Origin of the sequence: Streptomyces spongiicola (assembly GCF_003122365.1) — a bacterium.
GTDB classification, from domain to species: domain Bacteria; phylum Actinomycetota; class Actinomycetes; order Streptomycetales; family Streptomycetaceae; genus Streptomyces; species Streptomyces spongiicola.
Map to the genome: position 1 here is coordinate 559,193 of NZ_CP029254.1, position 19,205 is coordinate 578,397.

A 19,205-nucleotide genomic window follows, 5' to 3' on the forward strand; every position below is an offset into this window, starting at 1 on the left:
TCGGAACAGTGCGGCCCCAGCACGGGAACACCGCCGCAGCCCGGGGCCGGGAAGACTCCCACGCCCCGAGCACGGGAACACCACCGCGTCCCGGCACGAAACGGCCACTCCGGCCCGGGAGCCGGGGGAGCCGGGGGAGCCGCCCTGGCCCGGGTCCCGGCGGCAGGGTCTGGAACAACCGGCCGGACCGCAGTATCCCGGGCCTCCGCGTCACAGCCCCGCCCCACGGCCCCGCGGCCCCGCCAGCAGACGGGGCCGGTCCCGAGACGGGGTCAGGCCTTGCGGCTGCGGCTGCGCGACGCGGCCGTCTTCTTCCCGACCGGTGCCGCGTCTGCCGTCACCGTCTTCTTCACCGCGGTGGAGTTGGCGGAGACGACCGGTTTCCTGGACGCGGCCTTCTTCGCCGCCGTCTTGCGCGACTGCGGCGGGACGGAGTCGCTGACGCGCTCCGGGCCCAGGATGTCCCGCAGGAACTTGCCCGTGTGACTCGTCGGCACCCCGGCGACCTGCTCGGGAGTGCCCTCGGCGACGACGAGGCCGCCGCCGCTGCCGCCCTCGGGTCCCATGTCGACGACCCAGTCGGCGGTCTTGATCACATCGAGGTTGTGCTCGATCACGATCACGGTGTTGCCCTTGTCGACCAGTCCGGACAGCACGTTGATCAGCTTCGCGATGTCCTCGAAGTGCAGCCCGGTCGTCGGCTCGTCCAGCACGTAGACGGTCCGGCCGGTCGAACGCTTCTGCAGCTCGCTCGCCAGCTTCACCCGCTGCGCCTCACCGCCGGAGAGCGTGGGCGCGGGCTGGCCCAGCCTGACGTACCCGAGACCCACCTCGTTCAGCGTCTTCAGGTGACGGGAGATCGTCGGTACGGCCTCGAAGAAGTGCAGCGCCTCCTCGATCGGCATGTCCAGCACCTCGGCGATGGACTTGCCCTTGTAGTGGACCTCCAGGGTCTCCCGGTTGTAGCGCGCACCGTGGCAGACCTCGCACGGGACGTACACGTCCGGCAGGAAGTTCATCTCGATCTTGATGGTGCCGTCGCCGGAGCAGTTCTCGCAGCGCCCGCCCTTCACGTTGAAGGAGAAGCGGCCCGGCAGATAGCCGCGCACCTTCGCCTCCATCGTCTCCGCGAAGAGTTTGCGGACGTGGTCGAAGACACCGGTGTACGTCGCCGGGTTGGACCGCGGGGTGCGGCCGATGGGCGACTGGTCGACGTGGACGACCTTGTCGACGAGGTCGTCGCCGTCCACCCGCGTGTGCCGGCCCGGCACCGACTTGGCGCCGTTCAGCTCGCGGGCCAGGTGGGTGTAGAGGATGTCGTTGACCAGCGTCGACTTGCCCGAGCCGGAGACGCCGGTGACGGCGGTGAGCACGCCGAGCGGGAACGGCACGTCGATGTCCCGGAGGTTGTTCTCCCGGGCGCCGTGCACCGTGAGCTGCCGGGTGTGGTCCACCGGCCGCCGGGTCCCCGGCGTCGCGATGGACTTCTTCCCGGACAGGTAGAGCCCGGTCATCGAGTCCTTGTTGGCCAGCAGTTGCTTCAGCGGCCCCGAGTGGACGACCTTGCCGCCGTGCTCGCCGGCTCCGGGGCCGATGTCGACGACCCAGTCGGCGACCTTGATCGTGTCCTCGTCGTGCTCGACGACGATCAGGGTGTTGCCCATGTCCCTGAGCCGCACCAGGGTCTCGATCAGCCGGTGGTTGTCGCGCTGGTGCAGTCCGATGGACGGCTCGTCCAGCACGTACAGCACGCCGACGAGTCCCGAGCCGATCTGGGTGGCCAGCCGGATGCGCTGCGCCTCGCCGCCGGACAGGGTGCCCGCGGCCCGGTTGAGGGAGAGGTAGTCCAGGCCGACGTCCACCAGGAACCGCAGCCGCTCGTTGACCTCCTTGAGCACCCGCTCGGCGATCTTCTTGTCTCGGTCGTTCAGCGTCAGCCGGCCCAGGAAGTCGGCGCACTCGCTGATCGACATGGCCGAGACCTCGGCGATGGACCGGTCCATGACCGTCACCGCCAGGACGATCGGCTTCAGCCGGGTGCCGTCGCAGGTGGGGCAGGGCACCTCCCGCATATAGCCCTCGAAGCGCTCGCGGCTGGAGTCGCTCTCCGCCTCGCTGTGCCGCCTCTTCACGAAGGACACCGCACCCTCGAACGCCGGGGTGGTGTAGGCGCGCTCCCGCCCGTAGCGGTTCCGGTAGCGGACCTCGACCTGGGTCTTGTGGCCGTGCAGCAGGGCCTTCCTGGCACGCTGCGGCAGCCCGGCCCACGGGATGTCCGTGCGGAAGCCGAGCGCGTCGGAGAGCCCGCCGATGAGGCGGCCGAAGTACTCCTTGGTGTGGCCGTGCGACCACGGGTGGATCGCGCCGTCGTCGAGGGAGCGGTCCTCGTCCGGGACGATCAGGTCGGGGTCGACCTCCATCCGGGTGCCGATGCCGGTGCAGTCGGGGCAGGCGCCGAACGGCGAGTTGAAGGAGAACGAGCGGGGCTCCAGCTCCTCGAAGGAGAGGTCGTCGTACGGGCAGTAGAGATGCTCCGAGTACATCCGCTCGCGCTCGGGGTCGTCCTCGGGGAGATCGACGAAGTCCAGCACCACCATGCCGCCGGACAGGCCCAACGCGGTCTCCACGGAGTCCGTGAGCCGGCGCTTGGCGCTCTCCTTGACGGTCAGGCGGTCGACGACCACCTCGATGGTGTGCTTCTCCTGCTTCTTGAGCTTCGGCGGCTCGGTGAGCTGGATCGTGCGCCCGTCGACGCGGGCCCGCGAGTACCCCTTGGACTGGAGGTCGGCGAAGAGGTCGGCGAACTCGCCCTTGCGCTCCCGCACCAGCGGCGACAGCACCTGGAAGCGGCTCCCCTCGGGCAGCTCCAGCACCTTGTCGACGATGGCCTGCGGTGACTGGCGGGAGATGGGGCGCGCGCACTCGGGGCAGTGCGGCTTGCCGATCCGGGCGAAGAGCAGCCGGAGGTAGTCGTAGACCTCGGTGATCGTGCCCACCGTGGAGCGGGGGTTGCGGGACGTGGACTTCTGGTCGATCGAGACGGCCGGGGAGAGGCCCTCGATGAAGTCCACGTCCGGCTTGTCCATCTGGCCCAGGAACTGCCGGGCGTAGGAGGACAGCGACTCGACGTAGCGGCGCTGTCCCTCCGCGAAGATCGTGTCGAACGCGAGCGACGACTTGCCCGACCCCGAGAGCCCGGTGAAGACGATGAGTGAGTCACGCGGGAGGTCGAGCGAGACGTTCTTCAGGTTGTGCTCGCGAGCGCCACGGACGATGAGACGGTCGGCCACGCCGGGTCCGCACCTTTCTTGAGTCAGGTCGTGAGAAGCATCGGGGGCACAGCCCCCGGCCCGGACTGCTCCAGGCTAGGACGGCTGCGGGATCGACGGCTGCCGGACGGGTGAGCACCCGGCCCTCCAGAATGCCTCCACCCGAGCCTATAGCACGCGCATTCGATTAACGTCGGTCCACACCCACCTTCACCCGAACGTGTGGCGGGGCTATCGTCTTCCCCATGATCGATCCCGTGGACGACCTGGCCTCCGTACGCGCAGCGACCGAGCGGCTGCTGAACGCGGCCGCCGCCCTGGACGACGCCGCGGCGACCGGGCCGTCACGGCTCCCCGGCTGGAGCCGCGGGCACGTCCTGGCCCATCTCGCCCGCAACGCCGACGCCCTGGTCAACGTCCTCGAGGGCCGTCCCATGTACCCGAGCGCCGAGGACCGCGAGGCGGACATCGAGCGCGACGCGCCGCGGCCGCTCCGAGCCCAGCTCGACGACGTACGCGAGTCCGGTGAGCGCTTCCAGGCCGCGGCCGCTGCGGACGCGGCCTGGTCCCGGACCGTGCAGCTCCGCAACGGCGTCGAGGACACCGCGGCCCGTGTCCCCTTCCGGCGGCTGATCGAGGTCGAACTGCACCATGTGGACCTCGGCATCGGCTATGAGCTGGAGGACCTCCCCGCCGACTTCACCGAACGCGAGACCGGGTTCCTCGCGGAGCGCTTCGACGGGCACGGGGACGTCCCCGCCACGACCGTCGTCGCCGCCGGGGGCGGACGGAGCTGGACCACGGGAGGAGGCGCCGCGGGCGGTCCGGTCACGGTGCGGGGCACCTCCGCCGACCTGCTCGGCTGGCTCGCGGGCCGGCGCGACGGAGCGTCGCTCGAGGTCGCCGGCGGCCCGCTGCCGGTGCTGCCACCGCTGTAGTAGTCGGTGTAGTCGCTGTAGTCGGCTGAGTACGCTGGCCCCATGACTTACAGCGGAGCGGTGAAGGTCGGCGGCCCTGCGGACGTCCACGAGCTGGCGGCCCTGATGATCTCCAAGGTCGCCGTCGGTCCCATGGACAACAACGCCTACCTGCTGCGCTGCCGGGCCACCGACGAACAACTGCTGATCGACGCGGCCGCCGAGCCCGAGACCCTGCTCCGGCTGATCGGTGACGACGGGATCACCTCCGTCGTCACCACGCACCGGCACGGCGACCACTGGGGCGCGCTGGCCGACGTGGTGGCGGCGACGGGGGCGCGCACCTACGCGGGGCGCCACGACGCCGCCGGCATCCCGGTGCCGACCGATGTGCTCGTCGACGACGGCGACACGGTCCGGGTGGGCCGGGTCGAACTCGGAGCCCGCCATCTGGTCGGCCACACACCCGGCTCGATCGCGCTCGTCTACGACGACCCGCACGGCCATCCGCACGTCTTCACCGGGGACTGCCTCTTCCCGGGCGGGGTGGGAAACACCCGGAAGGACCCTCGGGCCTTCGCCTCGCTGATCCGTGACGTGGAGACGAAGCTCTTCGACGTACTGCCGGACGAGACCTGGGTCTACCCCGGCCACGGCGACGACACGACGCTCGGCGACGAGCGGCCGCACCTCCCCGAGTGGCACCGGCGCGGCTGGTGACGACGGGCCCGGGGGCCGTGGGAAGGCCGCCGGAGGGGCGCGCGGCACGGGATGAGCTCGGTGTCTGCCGACGCCCGGGCACCCGGACTGCCTGCCTGGTTACCTACCCGTCTGCCCGTCTGCCCGTCTGCCCGACTGCCTGCCTGCCTGCCTGCCTGCCTGCCTGCCTGCCGCCCATGGCACCGCCCGGAAGCCCCTCCGCGCTCTCCGCACCCGGCTGCCCGCCCGGACCGCGGACCCCGCCGGCTGACGGCCCGGAGGTGCTCCGGGTCCGGACTCCGGGAGAAGAGCAGCGGCCGAGACGCTTCGACGGGACGGCCGGGACGGCCGGGGCGGCCGGGGCGGCCGGGGCGGGCAAACGGGCCGGACGGGTGTCGGATGGGCGGGGCAAGCCGGACGGGGCGGCCGGGGCGGGCAAACGGGCCGGACGGGTGTCGGATGGGCGGGGCAAGCCGGACGGGGCGGCCGGGGCAGGCAAGCGGGCCGGGCGGGACAGGGCCGCGGTCGGCGCCACCGGAGGGCCACCACGGAGGCCACTTCGGAGGGCACTTCGGAGGGCACCGGCGGCCGCTCCCAGCGACCGCGTGACAGGGCCGCGCGAGCGGGGCGCGCGGGCCGTTCCTCCGGTGCACACCCTTTCGCCGACCATGCGCCCATGCGCCCCCGTAACCGCCACGGTGCACGGGTAGTTGGCGCGGCATGCACAATCGTCATGCCACGCCGTCGGTGGAGCCGCCGCCGGTGGAGCCGCCGTCGGCCCGTCCGGCAGCGCCCGCGCAATCCGTCTCCATGCCCCGGCTCGCGGCCGCCTCGCTCGCCGGGACGGCCGTGGAGTTCTACGACTTCTTCGTCTACGGCACGGCCGCGGCGCTGGTGCTCGGGCCGTTGTTCTTCCCCGAGTTCTCCCCGCTGGCGGGGACGCTGGCCGCCTTCGGGACGTTCGCCGTCGGCTTCGTCTCCCGGCCACTGGGATCGGTGCTCTTCGGGCACATCGGCGACCGCCACGGGCGGCGCCCGGTGATGTTCGCCTCACTGCTGCTGACGGGGCTGGCCACGGCGGGCGTGGGGTGTGTCCCGTCGTACTCGACCCTCGGAGTGGCCGCTCCCGTACTGCTGCTGGTGCTGCGTTTCCTCCAGGGCCTCGGGCTCGGCGGCGAGTGGGGCGGGGCCGTGCTGCTGACCGCCGAACACGCTCCGGCCGGGCGGCGCGCACTCTGGGCGAGCTTTCCGCAGATCGGCCCGTCGGTGGGGTTCCTGCTGGCCAACGGGGTCATGCTGGCGCTGTCCGCGGGACTGACCGACGCCCAGTTCCGGGACTGGGGCTGGCGGGTCCCGTTCTGGGCGGCCGGGCTGCTGGCGGCCGGGGGGCTGCTGCTGCGCGGCTCGCTGGCGGAGACCCCGCAGTTCGAGCGGATCACCGAGCGGGCCCGGCTGCCACTGGCGGAGGTGCTGCGCGGGCACTGGCGGCTGGTGCTCCTCACCGCGGGCGCGCTGTCGGTCGGCTACGCGCTCTTCTACGCCGTCTCCACGTGGTCGCTGGCGTACGGCACCGAGCGGCTCGGAGTGAGCAGGACCGTGATGCTCGTCTGCGTGATGGCGGCGGTCGCCGTCCAAGGGGCCGTGACTCCGTTCGCGGCGATGCTCGGGGACCGCTACGGGCGCAGACCGCTCTGCCTCGCCGGGTGCGCGGCGAGCGCGTTGTGGGTGTTCCCGATGGTGGCGCTGCTGCAGACCGCCGAGCCGCTGCTGATGTTCGCCGGCTTCGCGGGCGCCCTGCTGGCGTTCATCACGATGTTCGCGGTGGTGGCGGCGTATCTGCCGGAGTTGTACGAGGCCAGGGTGCGATGTACCGGGGCGGCGGTGGGCTACAACCTGGCGGGAGTGCTCGGCGGCGCGCTCACCCCGCTCGTGGCCACGGTCGTGTCGGGCGGGAGCGGACCCCCGTGGGGGGTGGCCGCGTATCTGAGCGGGATCGCCGTGCTGAGCCTCGGCTGCTTCGCGCTGCTGCCGGAGACGGCGCCGGCACATGAGCGGTCGCGCCGCCCCTCCCGGGACGCGGCCGCCGTGTGAGGCCACGGCCCCTCGGGGCGGCGCGGCCCGTGGCCCCACCGCGGCCGCGCGGCCCGCTGTCACCGGACACGACGGCGCCGGCCGGGTCTCGTACGACCCGGCCGGCGCCGAGGTGCCGTGCGCGCGTCGGGAACGCACCGCGGGGCTCAGGCCTCGATGCTGTCCTTCTCGGCCTCGGCGGCCGTGGGCTCCGTCTCCGGCTTGTCCTGTCCGGCCCGCCTCTGCTGCTTCCTGGAGGCGATCAGACTGGTGATCGTGGTGACGATCAGGACACCGCAGATGAACACCAGCGAGAACGGGGTGGAGATCTCGGGGACATGGACCCCGGACTCGTGCAGTGCGTGCAGCACCAGTTTGACGCCGATGAAGCCGAGGATCACCGACAGGCCGTAGCTGAGGTGGACCAGCTTGGTGAGCAGTCCGCCGATCAGGAAGTACAGCTGCCGCAGCCCCATCAACGCGAAGGCGTTCGCGGTGAAGACGATGTACGGATCCTGGGTGAGGCCGAAGATCGCGGGGATCGAGTCCAGGGCGAACAGGACGTCGGTGGTGCCGATCGCGAGCATCACGAGCATCAGCGGCGTCAGGACCCGCTTGCCGTTGACGCGGATGAAGAGCTTGGTGCCGTGGTACCTGTCGGCGACGCCGAACTTGCGCTCGATGGACTTCAGGAGCCGGTTCTCCTCGAAGTCGTCCTCGTCCTCGTCGGAGCGCGCCTCCTGGATGAGCTTCCAGGCGGTGTAGATCAGGAACGCGCCGAAGATGTAGAAGACCCAGGAGAAGTTGGCGATGATCGCGGCGCCCGCGGCGATGAAGACGGCCCGCAGCACCAGCGCGATGAGCACGCCGAACATCAGCACCCGCTGCTGCAGCTGCGACGGAACCGCGAACTTCGCCATGATCAGCACGAAGACGAAGAGGTTGTCCACGCTGAGCGACTTCTCGGTGATGTAGCCCGCGAAGAACTCGCCCGAGGCCTGGCTCTCACCCGCCATCAGCAGCGCCACGCCGAAGATCGCGGCGAGGACGATCCAGACGATCGTCCAGATTCCCGCTTCCTTGATCGACACGTCGTGGGGCTTGCGCCCGATGAAGAAGTCGACCGAGATCAGGGCGAGGAGACCGAGAATGGTCACCAGCCACATGGTCAACGAAACGTCCATTGCGCCTCCGGCGTCGTACGGCTACTCACCAGCGTCGTCGTTGCCGGAGGTCTCTTCCACCCGGGGTGGCTGGTCGCCGAACCGCGGGCCGGCGCCCCGGGACCGCTCTGGTCTTTCGGTCCGTACTGACGGGCACGCCGCAGGTGGGAGTACTCCCCTCCGTTCGAGGAACCCTACCCGAAAGACAAAAGAAAGGTAAAGGCGGAGGTAAACAAGGGTCAAAATCACAGATCAGCGCACGGAGACCCGGTCCACCCCGAGCCGGATACGACACGGGGGCGGATACGACACGGAGGCGCGCGAGGCGCGCCCCCGCAGCGAGCCGCACGGGACCCGACAGGCCGTCGGCGGTTCGTCCGGCCCACCCGGAAACCGGCCGGCGGCTCACGGTCTCCGCCGCGCCCTGCGTCCGGGGCCAGGTCAACTCCGCCCGGTCCGCCGTGCCTCCGCGACCTTCGCCAGCACCGGCTCTAGCACGGCGCCGTACTCCGCGAACACGGGCGGCTCGTACGTCCAGACGTGCTGGACCCATGGATCGGCCAGGTGGTCGTCCGGGACCGGGGGGATCCGCAGCAGCGAGCGCCACAGCGGGTCGAGCACCGGCCCGTACGCGGAGGCGTCCTCCCGGTCGGCCACCATCAGCAGATGGACGCCGACCGCGGGGCCCTCGTCGGCGAGGTAGCGGAGCCGGGTCACGGCCCGGTCGTCGAAGCCGTGCGGGAAGTCGCTGACGATCAGCAGCTGCTGAGCGGTGTCCAGGTCCGGCGGCAGTGCGTCGGCGGCGCCCCCTCGCACGGCCATCTGCACCAGGTCGACGCGGCGCGTGAGCTTCTCGAGCATCGCGGAGACGCCCGCGGCTCCTGCCGCGGGCGGTTCGCCCAGCACTCCCGACCGCACCAGCGGGCCCAGCGAACGGGCCGCCGTACCCGCGGGGTCGATCACCCGCACGGTGAACTCCCCGGCCGGATGGACCGCGAGCAGCCTGGTCGCGTGGGCGACCGCGGTGTCCATGGCGAGCGCGCGCGCCGGCACCGCCTCGGGCCCCGCGGTGGACTCCGACGGGCCCCGCCCGCTGTCCACCCACAGGCCGCGCTCCAGTGGCAGCCGGACCAGCATCGGGATCCGGAGGCCGGGCCGCTCGGCGAGGTGGAGGTCGCCGAGGCGGAGGGCCGTCGGGGTCTCCGTCGGGACTCGGTAGCGCTGCCAGACCGGGCTGTCCCAGCGGGCGAACGCCGGCGGCAGTGCGGGCTCGACGACCTCCGACTCGGCGGCCAGCTGGTCGAGGTCTCGGTCCAGGGCCTCGCGGGCACGTCCCGTCAGCTCGTCGTGCCCGGCACGGGCCGCCTCACGAGCGGCGTCGCCCGTGCCGGCGAGACGGCTGCGCGGGTCGGACAGGGCGCGGTCGAGTTCCCGGCCGAGCCGTGAGGCGGCGAAGTCCACCGCGCTGCGGTACCCCGCCGTCGTCCGGGCGAGGTCCTCGAACATGCCCCACACCTGGTTGTACAGCCGCTCCTCCATGGACCAGCCGGTGGCGTCACCCGCGACGGGCGCCGGCGGCCTTCCGGGCGCGGCGGGCGGTGCGGCCGGGGGCGGCTGCGGGGCGGCGGAGTTCCTGCGCGGGTGCGTGTAGTCGACGGGGCCGCCGAACGTCCGGGCCGGGGCCTGCGGCGGTGGCTCCGGTTCCGCGGACCGCGGGGCCGTGCCCGAGCCCGAGCCCGTGCCCGAGCCGGAGCCGGAGCCGGAGCCGGAGCCGGATGCGTCCGGGCCGTGGTCGGCACAGGGTCCGGGGGCCGCCGCGTTGGCGGCCGCGGCGGCGCCGCGCCGCACTTCCGCCGTCCGGACCGGGGGCGTGCCGGCGGTGCGGGAGAGGCCGGGCGCGACGGCCTCGTGGACGGCGGCGGCGAGTTCGCCGGCGCGGTCGAGCCCCAGGTCGGCAAGGCAGGCGGCGAGGCCGGCCGCGTATCCCTGGCCGACGGCGCGGACCTTCCAGGCCCCCTGCCGGCGGTAGAACTCCAGGGCCACGACGGCGGCTTCGGATTCCAGACCGGTGATCGTGTAGCTGGCGGTCCCGGGGCCGCCGGGTGCGCCGACGGAGAGGAACGGCGCGGCGACCGCCCCGAAGCGGACGGGGCACCCGGGACCGGTCGGCAGCGCCAGCAGCACCGCCACACCGTGCACCGAGGGGGGCACGGCGTTCAGGTCGACGGCCAGCAGATGGCCGGCGGCGGCCTGGCGGGAGACCTCGACACCGGGCAGGGCCGGCTGGGCCGGGTGGGCGACCCACTCGGTGCCCGGCACCCGCCCGTCCTCGTCGCTCAACGTGACGGCGGCCACGACCGGTTCACCGGCCGACACCCGGATGTCGAGCCGCGTATGGGGCAGGGGATGGTTCTGCCCTCTGACCAGCTCGGCCGTCATCGCCTCTGTCCCCCTCGGTGGTGTGCGGGTCGGCTCCCGGCGTCCGCTGCCTCCGGGAGCCGCCGGGCCGCGGCGGGGAACGCCGCGGCGCCCCGGTGCCGGTGGCCGCCGCCCGGTGCCTACAGGTGGGGCAGGATCGCGGGCATCAGATCCTGGAACGTCCGGCCGTCGGCCGGGTTGCCCAGGGCGGTCATCCGCCAGCCGGAGCCGGCGCGGTGCACCTTGGCCATGATCTGGGCGGTGTACCGGCCGCCGCCGTCCAGTGTGTAGCGGGCGAGTTCCTGGCCGTTGGTCTCGTCCACGATGCGGCAGAACGCGTTCTGCACCTCCTGGAAGGTCTGGCCGGTGAAGGAGTTGACGGTGAAAACGATCTGGTCGATGTGCACCGGCACCCGCTGCAGGTCGACGAGGATCGCCTCGTCGTCACCGCCCCGGCCGACGCCGCCGACCAGGTTGTCGCCGGTGTGGCGGACCGAGCCGTCGTCGCTCACGAGGTGTCGGAAGAAGACCACGTCCACGGGCTGGTCGCCGGCGAAGAGCACCGCCGAGGCGTCCAGGTCGATCTCACGGGTGCGCGACCCGAACAGCCCCCGCCGGGGCGCGGCCTGCCAGCCGAGGCCCATCCGCACCGCGGTGAGGGCGCCGCCGCCCTTCTTCTCCAGGCTGATGGCCTGCCCCTTGGTCAGATTGACACCGGGAGCACTGCCCTTGGATACGTCCGCCACCTGCTGTCCCCTTCTCCCTCGTTCCCCCGCAACCGTCCGTGAGTGCGGTTGACTGCACCCTACGCATTCACTCCGGCGGCGCAGCGGACTCGGTGTGTTTTGTGTCGGTGTTGAGACACTGCCCGGTTCAGGCGATACCGGCTTCCCTCATCTGCCGCAGCTCCTTCTTCAGCTCGCCGACCTCGTCGCGCAGCCGTGCGGCAACCTCGAACTGGAGCTCCGCCGCCGCCGCGCGCATCCGGTCCGTCATCTCCTCGATGATCCCGGCCAGTTCGGCGGCCGGCCGGTCGCTCGTGATCGCTCCGCGGCCCGCCTTCGCGCCCATGCCGGCCTTGGCACCGCTGCCGTCGGCGCCCTTGCCGGAATGCGCGGCCAGCGACGGGACCGGCGCCTTGGCGCCCTTGCCGTCCTTGCCCTGCCGGTAGCCGGAGCCGAGCAGCTGCTCGGTGTCGACCTCCTCTCGGGCGATGGTGGCGACGATGTCGTTGATCTTCTTGCGCAGCGGCTGCGGGTCGATGCCGTTCGCCTCGTTGTACGCGATCTGCTTGGCCCGCCGCCGGTTGGTCTCCTCGATCGCCTTCTCCATGGCCGGTGTGATCCTGTCCGCGTACATGTGGACCTGCCCGGAGACATTGCGCGCCGCCCGGCCGATGGTCTGGATCAGCGAGGTGCCGGAGCGCAGGAAGCCCTCCTTGTCGGCGTCGAGGATGGCCACCAGTGACACCTCGGGGAGGTCGAGGCCCTCGCGGAGGAGGTTGATGCCGACCAGCACGTCGTACTCACCGGCGCGCAGCTCGCGCAGCAGCTCGATCCGGCGGAGCGTGTCGACGTCGCTGTGCAGATAGCGGACCCGGACGCCCAGCTCCACGAAGTAGTCCGTCAGGTCCTCGGCCATCTTCTTGGTGAGCGTGGTGACGAGGACGCGCTCGTCCTTCTCGGTGCGCGTGCGGATCTCGTGCACGAGGTCGTCGATCTGGCCCTCGGTCGGCTTGACGACGACCTCCGGGTCGACGAGGCCGGTGGGGCGGATGATCTGCTCGACGGAGCCGTCGGCGCGGGAGAGCTCGTAGGCGCCCGGGGTCGCCGAGAGGTAGACGGTCTGGCCGATGCGCTCCTGGAACTCCTCCCACTTCAGCGGCCGGTTGTCGAGCGCGGAGGGCAGCCGGAAGCCGTGCTCGACGAGGGTGCGCTTGCGGGAGGCGTCGCCCTCGTACATGGCGCCGATCTGCGGGACCGTGACATGGGACTCGTCGATGACGAGGAGGAAGTCCTCCGGGAAGTAGTCGATGAGCGTGTTCGGCGCACTGCCCGGCAGGCGGCCGTCGAAGTGCATCGAGTAGTTCTCGACACCGGCGCAGGTGCCGATCTGGCGCAGCATCTCGATGTCGTACGTGGTGCGCATGCGCAGCCGCTGGGCCTCCAGGAGCCTGCCCTGCTTCTCGAGCTCCGCGAGGCGCTCCTCGAGTTCCCGCTCGATTCCGGTGATCGCCTTCTCCATGCGCTCCGGACCGGCGACGTAGTGGCTCGCGGGGAAGACGTACAGCTCGCGGTCGTCGCTGATGACCTCGCCCGTGAGGGGGTGGAGCGTGGAGAGCGCCTCGATCTCGTCGCCGAACATCTCGATCCGCACGGCGAGCTCCTCGTACACCGGGAAGATCTCGACGGTGTCGCCGCGGACCCGGAAGGTGCCGCGGGTGAAGGCGAGGTCGTTGCGCGCGTACTGGATGTCGACGAAGCGGCGCAGCAGCCCGTCGCGGTCGATCTCGTCGCCGACCCGCAGGGGCACCATGCGGTCCACGTACTCCTGCGGGGTGCCGAGACCGTAGATGCACGAGACGGAGGCGACCACCACGACGTCCCGGCGGGTGAGCAGGGAGTTCGTCGCGGAGTGGCGCAGCCGCTCCACCTCCTCGTTGATCGAGGAGTCCTTCTCGATGTAGGTGTCCGACTGCGGGACGTACGCCTCGGGCTGGTAGTAGTCGTAGTACGACACGAAGTACTCGACCGCGTTGTTCGGCAGCAGCTCGCGGAACTCGTTCGCCAGCTGGGCGGCCAGCGTCTTGTTCGGCGCCATCACGAGGGTCGGTCGCTGAAGCTTCTCGATCATCCAGGCCGTGGTGGCCGACTTGCCGGTCCCGGTCGCGCCCAGCAGGACGACGTCCTCCTCGCCCGCGCGAACCCGCCGGTCGAGTTCGGCGATGGCCGCGGGCTGGTCACCGCTGGGCTGGTAGGGGCTGACGACCTCGAAGGGCGCCATCGTGCGTTGGATCTCGGTAACGGGCCGCATGCCACCAACCGTACGACCCCCCACTGACAACCGGGCCGGTCCCGCCCGTGCACCGGGCCGGCGGGGCAGGGAGGGCGGGCCGGCGGGGCCGGGATCGGTCAGAGCCTGGATCGGTCAGAGCCTGGAGGGTGGCCCGTCAGGGCCGGCGGACGCGCGGCGCGCCCCGCGGGCGGGCACCGTCCGGTCCGCCGGGCCGCCGCCGTGGGAGGGCCGCCGCTGCGCGGGCACGCCCGCGGCCGCCGCGCGCCCCGGGGCCGGGTGGTGCCGTGTCCCCGGGGCGGACACCAGGAGCGCGCGGTCGGACACGACGATCACCGCCGCCAGGACCGCGAACACCACAGACCCCACCAGCATCGGGGCGAGCAGCGTGGCAGGGGTGCCGTCCCCGGCCGGCGGTACGGGCGCGGCGTCCACATGGACGGTGACGGCGGCCATGCCGGTGTAGTGCATGCCGCTCACCGCCACACCCATCAGCAGCCCGGCGCCGACGCCCGGCAGGAAGCCGCGGACGGACACCGCCGCCCACAGCGCCGCGGTCGCCGCGACGACGGCGATCACGACGGACAGCGCGACGGTCGGGGTGTCGTACTCGATCCGGCCGCTGAGCCGTACACCGGCCATGCCCAGATAGTGCACGGTGGCGATGCCCAGGCCCGTGATCATCCCGCCGGTGACCACGGCCATCGCGCTCGCGCCGCCCTGCCCCACGACGAGGATCCCGATGGCGGCCATGGCGACGGCGACGCCGAGGCCGGCGAAGGTGATCACGGGGTCGTGGCCGACCGCGACCTCCTCCACGGCGAAGCCCGACATGGCCACGTGGTGCATCGTCCAGATCCCGGAGCCGATGGAGACGGCTCCCAGCGCCGGCCAGCCGGGCCGGACGCCGCCGCCGCCCCGCAGCGCCCGGATCGTGCAGCGCAGCCCGAGCACACCGCCGAGGCACGCCATGACATACGCGGCCACGGGTGTGACGAGCCCATGGCTGAAACCGTCCACTGTGCCCCGCATCGAGCCAAGCCCTTCGCCCCGTGTGTCGCCAGGTGTTCTCGCGCGTACCCCGTCGAGAAGGCCGTCCGCGCCGAGCGTATTTGGAGCACCGCGGCAAGCAAAGCTCGTCGGGAAGGTCCGTCAGGAAGGTCTGCCGGGAAGGTCCGTCGGGAACGGCCGTCGGGAAGGTTCACCGGGAAGGGCCGCGGCACCGGAGCCGCGGCACACGGGCCCCGTTCCCTCTGCCGCCGTGCCGCGAACGCATCCGATCGGCCCGTGAGTCCGCCGGACACCGCTCGGCCCGGCCGCACGGTCCGGCGGCGGGAGCCGCTGCCAACGCTGCCCCTGGGCGGGGGTGCCGGGAGCCGCTGCCCCTGGGCGGGGGTGCCGGGGCCGCCGGCCTGCCCCGCGCGTGGGCGGGGGTGCCGGGGAAGGGAGGCCACTGGCACACTGCGGCAGTGGCCCGTACCTCCCGTGAAGTGACCGCAGCCGCCGGCCCCCTGGATCCGGCCGGCCTGCGCCGCCGGATCACTCCCGTGCTGGTCGTGAGCCAGATCCTCGGCGGGCTCGGAGTCGCGACCGGCATCGCCCTGGCCACCGTACTGGCCCGGCAGGTCGGCGGGTCGGAGGCGCTGTCGGGCCTGGCCCCCACCGCGACGGTCGCCGGGACGGCACTGCTGTCGGTCCCGCTCGCCGCGCTGATGGCGGCCCGCGGCCGGCGCCCCGGGCTGGTGCTGGCGTACCTCATCGGATCCGCGGGGGCGGGTGTGGTGGTGCTGGCGTCCGTGCTCGGCGACTTCCCGCTGCTCCTGCTGGGCATGGCCGGCTTCGGGGCCGCGTCCTCGGCGAACCTCCAGGCGCGTTTCGCCGCCGCGGACCTCGCGGAGCCGGCGAGGCGCGCCCGTGCCATCTCCATGGTGGTGTGGGCGACCACGGTCGGCGCGGTCCTGGGCCCGAACATCGCGGCACCGGCGGGCCGGAGCGTCGCCGGGTCCGGGATACCGGAGGCCGCGGGCCCGTTCGTCTGGGCCTCGGGGGTCTTCCTGGTCGCGGCGTTGGTCGTCGCCGTACTGCTGCGGCCGGATCCGCTGCTCACGGCCCGGGCACTCGCGCCGCCGGAGGAGGGGAAGCGGCGGGAGCGGTCGCTACGGTCCGCCGTCCGTGCCGTACGGGAGTCCCCCGGGGCCCGGCTGGCGCTCGTCACGGTCGCCGCGTCGCACACCGCGATGGTGTCGATCATGTCGATGACGCCGCTGGCACTGAGCCACCACGGTGCCGGGGTTCAGCTGATCGGCCTGGTCGTCAGCGGCCATATCGCCGGTATGTACGCGTTCTCGCCGGTGATGGGCGTACTGTCCGACCGCCTCGGCAGGCTCGCGGTGATCGGTCTGGCCGTGGGCCTGCTGTCGTGCGCCGCGCTGCTGGCGGGCACCGCCGGGTCGAGCCACGGCCGTGTCGCGGCGGGCCTGTTCCTGCTCGGCCTCGGCTGGTCCGCGGGCCTGGTCTCCGGTTCCGCCCTGCTGACCGACTCCGTGGAGGGGCCCGCCCGCGCCGCGGTCCAGGGCCTTTCGGACCTGACCATGAACGCCGCCGCGGGCGTCGGCGGGGTGATGGCCGGGCTGATCGTGGCGCGGGGCGGCTACGGTCTGCTCAACCTCGTCGGTGCCGTTCTGCTGCTGCCGCTCGCGGCCCTCGCCGTCCGCCGCGCCGCCGCCGGGAACGGCGCTGAGCGGGACCGGCCGCCCACCGACGCCGTCACCGGCTGATGTGGTAGGCCTTGCGCAGCGTCTCGTGCACCGTCCACGTCGTACGGTCTCCCTCCCGCAGGACACAGGCGTCGCCCGGCCCGACCTCCAGCGTCGCGCCGCCCTCTACCTCGACCGTGGCCCGCCCGCCGACCACGACGAACAGCTCGTCGGCCTCCGTGTCGGTGACGACCCCGGGAGTGATCTGCCACAGGCCCCGCAGCTGCCGACCGTCCTCGGACTGCCACAGCACCCGGCCCGTGACCACCGGGTCGCCCGAGACGATCCGCGCGGGGTCGAGGGGTTCGGGCTCCAGCTCCACGTCCGGGATGTGCACGACGAACGAAGGAGAAGAGGGCCCGGCAACTGAGTGATCAAAGGTCGTCATGGCGGCTCACCTCAGCGGGCGAAAGATCCGCGGCACGCGGCGAGCCGCCTCGGGCGGCACCCGGGCAGGGGGCACGGTCGTGGTACGCCCACGGCTGCCACGCGCGACGGCGTGCGACACCCACGGCAGCGCTTGCCCGAGTTCCCCCTCGTACAGGAGCGACCACCGATGTCAGCAGTGCGCACGGGGCGTCGTATCGCCCTCATCACGGCCGTCTGCCTCCTCTCCGCCCTCACGGCGGCCGGACCGGCCACCGCCGGGGAGACGGCCGGGACCCGCACGACGGCGGGGCATGACACCGACCCGTTCCCCGGCTCCCTGCCCGGATCCGACTTCCGGCGGGCACCCGGCGCCCTCTACAAGCAGGTCCTCGACACCCTGGGCCCGCAGCGGCTCACCGCCGAGCAGCACCGGACCACCGTCCGGAAGGAGGCGTCGGCGTCCGCGTGGTCCCGGCGCCCCGCCGTCCGCGCCCAGCGCGCCGGCTACGTCGTCTCGGGCGGGCTGCACCAGGCCCAGCAGACGTCGTACTGGTGCGGCCCGGCCGCACTGGTCATCACGCAGTCCGCGCACGACGAGGTCGGCGGGCGCTCCCAGCGGGCGGCGGCGGACCTCCTGGAGACCGACTCCAGTGGCACGGCCTGGTACGGGGTGGGCATCGACGTCCCGAAGCCGACCGGCTATCCGATGGCCGACGCCCTCAACCACCGCCTCCCGGGCGCCAACTACGTGCCCCGGGCGCTGCCGTACAGCCCGACAGCGGCCGATGTGGCGGACTTCCGCAGGCACATCGTCCACAACACCGACCACGACTACGCGATCGCCGGCAACGCCTGGGAGGTGCCGGGCGGACCGCACCTGGCCGGACACCCGAACATCGAGATCTTCCACTGGGTCGCCATCGACGGCTACAACAGCGACACCGACGCGCGGCAGGTCCGCTACCTGGACCCGGTCGGCGGGGTGAGCACCAGCATGATCTCGTGGGCCGGCGGAGTCCCCAAGTCCGCCAGGATCTCCGCGGACGCCATCACGACGATCATGGGTGGCCGTGGCTACGTCTGGTAGGTCCGGGCGGGAGCCCCTGCCCGGCGGGGGGCACCCGGAGGGTGGAACGGCACCGGACCGGGCGGTCCGGGAGGGCGGGCTCCGGGGCCGGGCAGGGGTACGGAAGGGCCCGGCGGACGGACGGAACGCCCCCGCGGGCGGACCCCGGGGCCGGGCGGGCGCGACGCTGGTCTCTGCCGTGCTGGGTTCGGCCCTGCTGGTGTCCGCGGGCCTCGGCTGCTCACCGGCCGACAGGTCCGGCCCCGCACAGCCCACGGCCGCCCCCGTCTCCTCGTCGTCCGCCCCGGCCCGGCCCACGCCCGTCCGGGCGGCCTGCAGGACGCCGCTGCCCGAGAGCTGGCGGGCGGCACTGGACGCGGGCGAATTCCGCGCGCCTAGAGGCCAGCGCGCGGTGCTGACCGAGGTCGGCCCCCGGGCCCGCTGGACCGTGGTGCAGCTCTCCGACGGGCAGAGCCGCCGGGCGGCCGTCGTCGAGGACGCCGAGGCTCCGCGCACGCTGCTGACGTTCGCCGACCCCGTCGAGCATCAGCTCCTGGCCGCCGATGTGTCGGCCGACGGGCGCTGGACGGCGTTCGCGGTGCTGGAGGGCCGCACGCTCGACAGTCCTTGGTCGCTCTACGTCCAGGACGCCGAGGGCGGTATGCGCCGGCTGGCGCGGTCCGCCGTCCCCGGGCCGCTCCCACAGCCCGTCGTCCGGGACGGCGCGGTCTTCTGGGCGCAGGGCACGGGCCGGGGACGGGCCACGATCTTCACCAGTCCGGTGCGGCCGCCCGGTTCCGGGGACACGGCGCCCGCGCCGCGCGCCCTGCACTCCGGTGTGATCGAAGCCCCGTTCGCCGCGGGCGGGCTGCTGGCCTGGCGGGAGGCGAGTGCGGACGGCCGGTCGACGAAGCTGTCGGCGCTGTCCTTCGCCACCCTGCGCCCGGCCGGGCTGCCGGGCCCCGTCGCCGCGCTGCGGGGTCTGCGGTCGCCCGCCTCCGACGGCACCACCTGGGCCTGGGTCGAGGACGGCGCGGACAGCGCGGACAGCGCGGACGGCGCAGACGGCGCAGACGGCGCAGACGGCGCAGACGGCGCAGGCGGCGGGGATCCGCGGCTGGTGGTCTGGCGGCAGGGGCAGCCGGCACCGGTGGCACGGCTCTCCGGGGCCCCGGCGGCCGAGGGGCTCGACCAGCTGCGGATCAGCGGTGAACTGATCACCTGGCGCACCCCGGAAGCCGCCTACGCCCTGGATCTGCGGTCCTCCGCTTACACGCGGATCACCCCGCGGTACGGATACGCCCAGGCCAGAGCGGGGGCGCTGGCGGTCGCCTATCACAAGGACCGGGCCAAGGGGCCGGACGCGCGGACCGTGATCCAGGTCGTACGTGCGGACCGGCTGCCCCGGCTGCCGACACCGCGGGACTGCGGCTGACGACCCGGTACACCGCTCGGGTGCGCCGTGC

General features: G+C 72.9%; 13 protein-coding genes. 6 read left to right on the forward strand and 7 right to left on the reverse strand.

Going from position 1 to position 19,205, the window contains the following annotated elements; all coding sequences use genetic code 11:
* Nucleotides 1-272: 272 nt before the first annotated feature.
* Nucleotides 273-3,290, reverse strand: a complete 3,018-nt coding sequence (uvrA, locus tag DDQ41_RS02390) for an excinuclease ABC subunit UvrA (protein WP_109292966.1) — start codon at nucleotides 3,288-3,290, stop codon at nucleotides 273-275.
* A 224-nt stretch (nucleotides 3,291-3,514) separates the two neighbouring features.
* On the opposite strand from uvrA, the gene DDQ41_RS02395 reads away from it, so the two are divergent.
* The 3 genes from DDQ41_RS02395 to DDQ41_RS02405 all read left to right on the forward strand — a co-directional run bounded on the left by DDQ41_RS02395 (nucleotide 3,515) and on the right by DDQ41_RS02405 (nucleotide 6,976).
* Entirely contained in the window at nucleotides 3,515-4,207 is a 693-nt protein-coding gene (locus DDQ41_RS02395) for a maleylpyruvate isomerase family mycothiol-dependent enzyme (protein WP_109292967.1), read from the forward strand.
* 42 nt (nucleotides 4,208-4,249) lie between these two features.
* Nucleotides 4,250-4,906 carry an MBL fold metallo-hydrolase gene (locus DDQ41_RS02400; RefSeq protein ID WP_109292968.1) on the forward strand — a complete coding sequence of 219 codons (657 nt, stop codon included), beginning with the start codon at nucleotides 4,250-4,252 and terminating at the stop codon, nucleotides 4,904-4,906.
* 789 nt (nucleotides 4,907-5,695) lie between these two features.
* Nucleotides 5,696-6,976: an MFS transporter gene (locus tag DDQ41_RS02405; RefSeq protein WP_109292969.1), complete on the forward strand. Its 1,281-nt coding sequence runs from the start codon at nucleotides 5,696-5,698 to the stop codon at nucleotides 6,974-6,976.
* Nucleotides 6,977-7,122: 146 nt separating this feature from the next.
* Here DDQ41_RS02405 and DDQ41_RS02410 read toward each other — a convergent pair whose 3' ends face one another.
* From DDQ41_RS02410 to DDQ41_RS02430, 5 genes are all read right to left on the reverse strand, one after another.
* Entirely contained in the window at nucleotides 7,123-8,139 is a 1,017-nt protein-coding gene (locus DDQ41_RS02410) for a TerC family protein (protein ID WP_109292970.1), read from the reverse strand.
* 420 nt (nucleotides 8,140-8,559) lie between these two features.
* Nucleotides 8,560-10,557: a TerD family protein gene (locus DDQ41_RS02415; RefSeq protein WP_109292971.1), complete on the reverse strand. Its 1,998-nt coding sequence runs from the start codon at nucleotides 10,555-10,557 to the stop codon at nucleotides 8,560-8,562.
* 119 nt (nucleotides 10,558-10,676) lie between these two features.
* The gene (locus DDQ41_RS02420) at nucleotides 10,677-11,243 is read right to left on the reverse strand and encodes a TerD family protein (RefSeq protein WP_162602777.1); all 567 of its coding nucleotides are present in this window, start codon (nucleotides 11,241-11,243) and stop codon (nucleotides 10,677-10,679) included.
* Nucleotides 11,244-11,409: 166 nt separating this feature from the next.
* A complete protein-coding gene (gene uvrB, locus DDQ41_RS02425) occupies nucleotides 11,410-13,569 on the reverse strand; it encodes an excinuclease ABC subunit UvrB (protein WP_109292973.1) in 2,160 nt (719 codons plus the stop codon).
* 114 nt (nucleotides 13,570-13,683) lie between these two features.
* Nucleotides 13,684-14,580: an MHYT domain-containing protein gene (locus DDQ41_RS02430; protein ID WP_167450230.1), complete on the reverse strand. Its 897-nt coding sequence runs from the start codon at nucleotides 14,578-14,580 to the stop codon at nucleotides 13,684-13,686.
* A 437-nt stretch (nucleotides 14,581-15,017) separates the two neighbouring features.
* On the opposite strand from DDQ41_RS02430, the gene DDQ41_RS02435 reads away from it, so the two are divergent.
* On the forward strand, nucleotides 15,018-16,325 hold the full coding sequence (locus DDQ41_RS02435) for an MFS transporter (RefSeq protein WP_109292975.1): 1,308 nt from the start codon (nucleotides 15,018-15,020) through the stop codon (nucleotides 16,323-16,325).
* On the opposite strand, the gene DDQ41_RS02440 is transcribed toward DDQ41_RS02435, so the two are convergent.
* Complete coding sequence (locus DDQ41_RS02440) at nucleotides 16,315-16,692, reverse strand: cupin domain-containing protein (protein WP_109292976.1); 378 nt, start codon at nucleotides 16,690-16,692, stop codon at nucleotides 16,315-16,317. The genes DDQ41_RS02435 and DDQ41_RS02440 overlap by 11 nt on opposite strands.
* Before the next feature lie 168 nt (nucleotides 16,693-16,860).
* Here DDQ41_RS02440 and DDQ41_RS02445 point away from each other — a divergent pair, with 168 nt between their 5' ends.
* Together DDQ41_RS02445 and DDQ41_RS02450 are read left to right on the forward strand one after the other, a co-directional pair.
* Complete coding sequence (locus DDQ41_RS02445) at nucleotides 16,861-17,760, forward strand: C39 family peptidase (protein ID WP_245991241.1); 900 nt, start codon at nucleotides 16,861-16,863, stop codon at nucleotides 17,758-17,760.
* Nucleotides 17,761-17,938: 178 nt separating this feature from the next.
* On the forward strand, nucleotides 17,939-19,174 hold the full coding sequence (locus tag DDQ41_RS02450; protein WP_262508333.1) for a hypothetical protein: 1,236 nt from the start codon (nucleotides 17,939-17,941) through the stop codon (nucleotides 19,172-19,174).
* Nucleotides 19,175-19,205: the final 31 nt, after the last annotated feature.

Excerpts from the sequence above, each read along its gene's own strand:
- DDQ41_RS02395 (WP_109292967.1), top strand. The coding sequence starts at position 3,515 with ATGATCGATCCCGTGGACGACCTGGCCTCCGTACGCGCAGCGACCGAG.
- DDQ41_RS02400 (WP_109292968.1), top strand. The coding sequence starts at position 4,250 with ATGACTTACAGCGGAGCGGTGAAGGTCGGCGGCCCTGCGGACGTCCAC.
- DDQ41_RS02405 (WP_109292969.1), top strand. The coding sequence starts at position 5,696 with ATGCCCCGGCTCGCGGCCGCCTCGCTCGCCGGGACGGCCGTGGAGTTC.
- DDQ41_RS02410 (WP_109292970.1), bottom strand. The coding sequence starts at position 8,139 with ATGGACGTTTCGTTGACCATGTGGCTGGTGACCATTCTCGGTCTCCTC.
- DDQ41_RS02415 (WP_109292971.1), bottom strand. The coding sequence starts at position 10,557 with ATGACGGCCGAGCTGGTCAGAGGGCAGAACCATCCCCTGCCCCATACG.
- uvrB (WP_109292973.1), bottom strand. The coding sequence starts at position 13,569 with ATGCGGCCCGTTACCGAGATCCAACGCACGATGGCGCCCTTCGAGGTC.
- DDQ41_RS02430 (WP_167450230.1), bottom strand. The coding sequence starts at position 14,580 with ATGCGGGGCACAGTGGACGGTTTCAGCCATGGGCTCGTCACACCCGTG.
- DDQ41_RS02440 (WP_109292976.1), bottom strand. The coding sequence starts at position 16,692 with ATGACGACCTTTGATCACTCAGTTGCCGGGCCCTCTTCTCCTTCGTTC.
- DDQ41_RS02445 (WP_245991241.1), top strand. The coding sequence starts at position 16,861 with ATGTCAGCAGTGCGCACGGGGCGTCGTATCGCCCTCATCACGGCCGTC.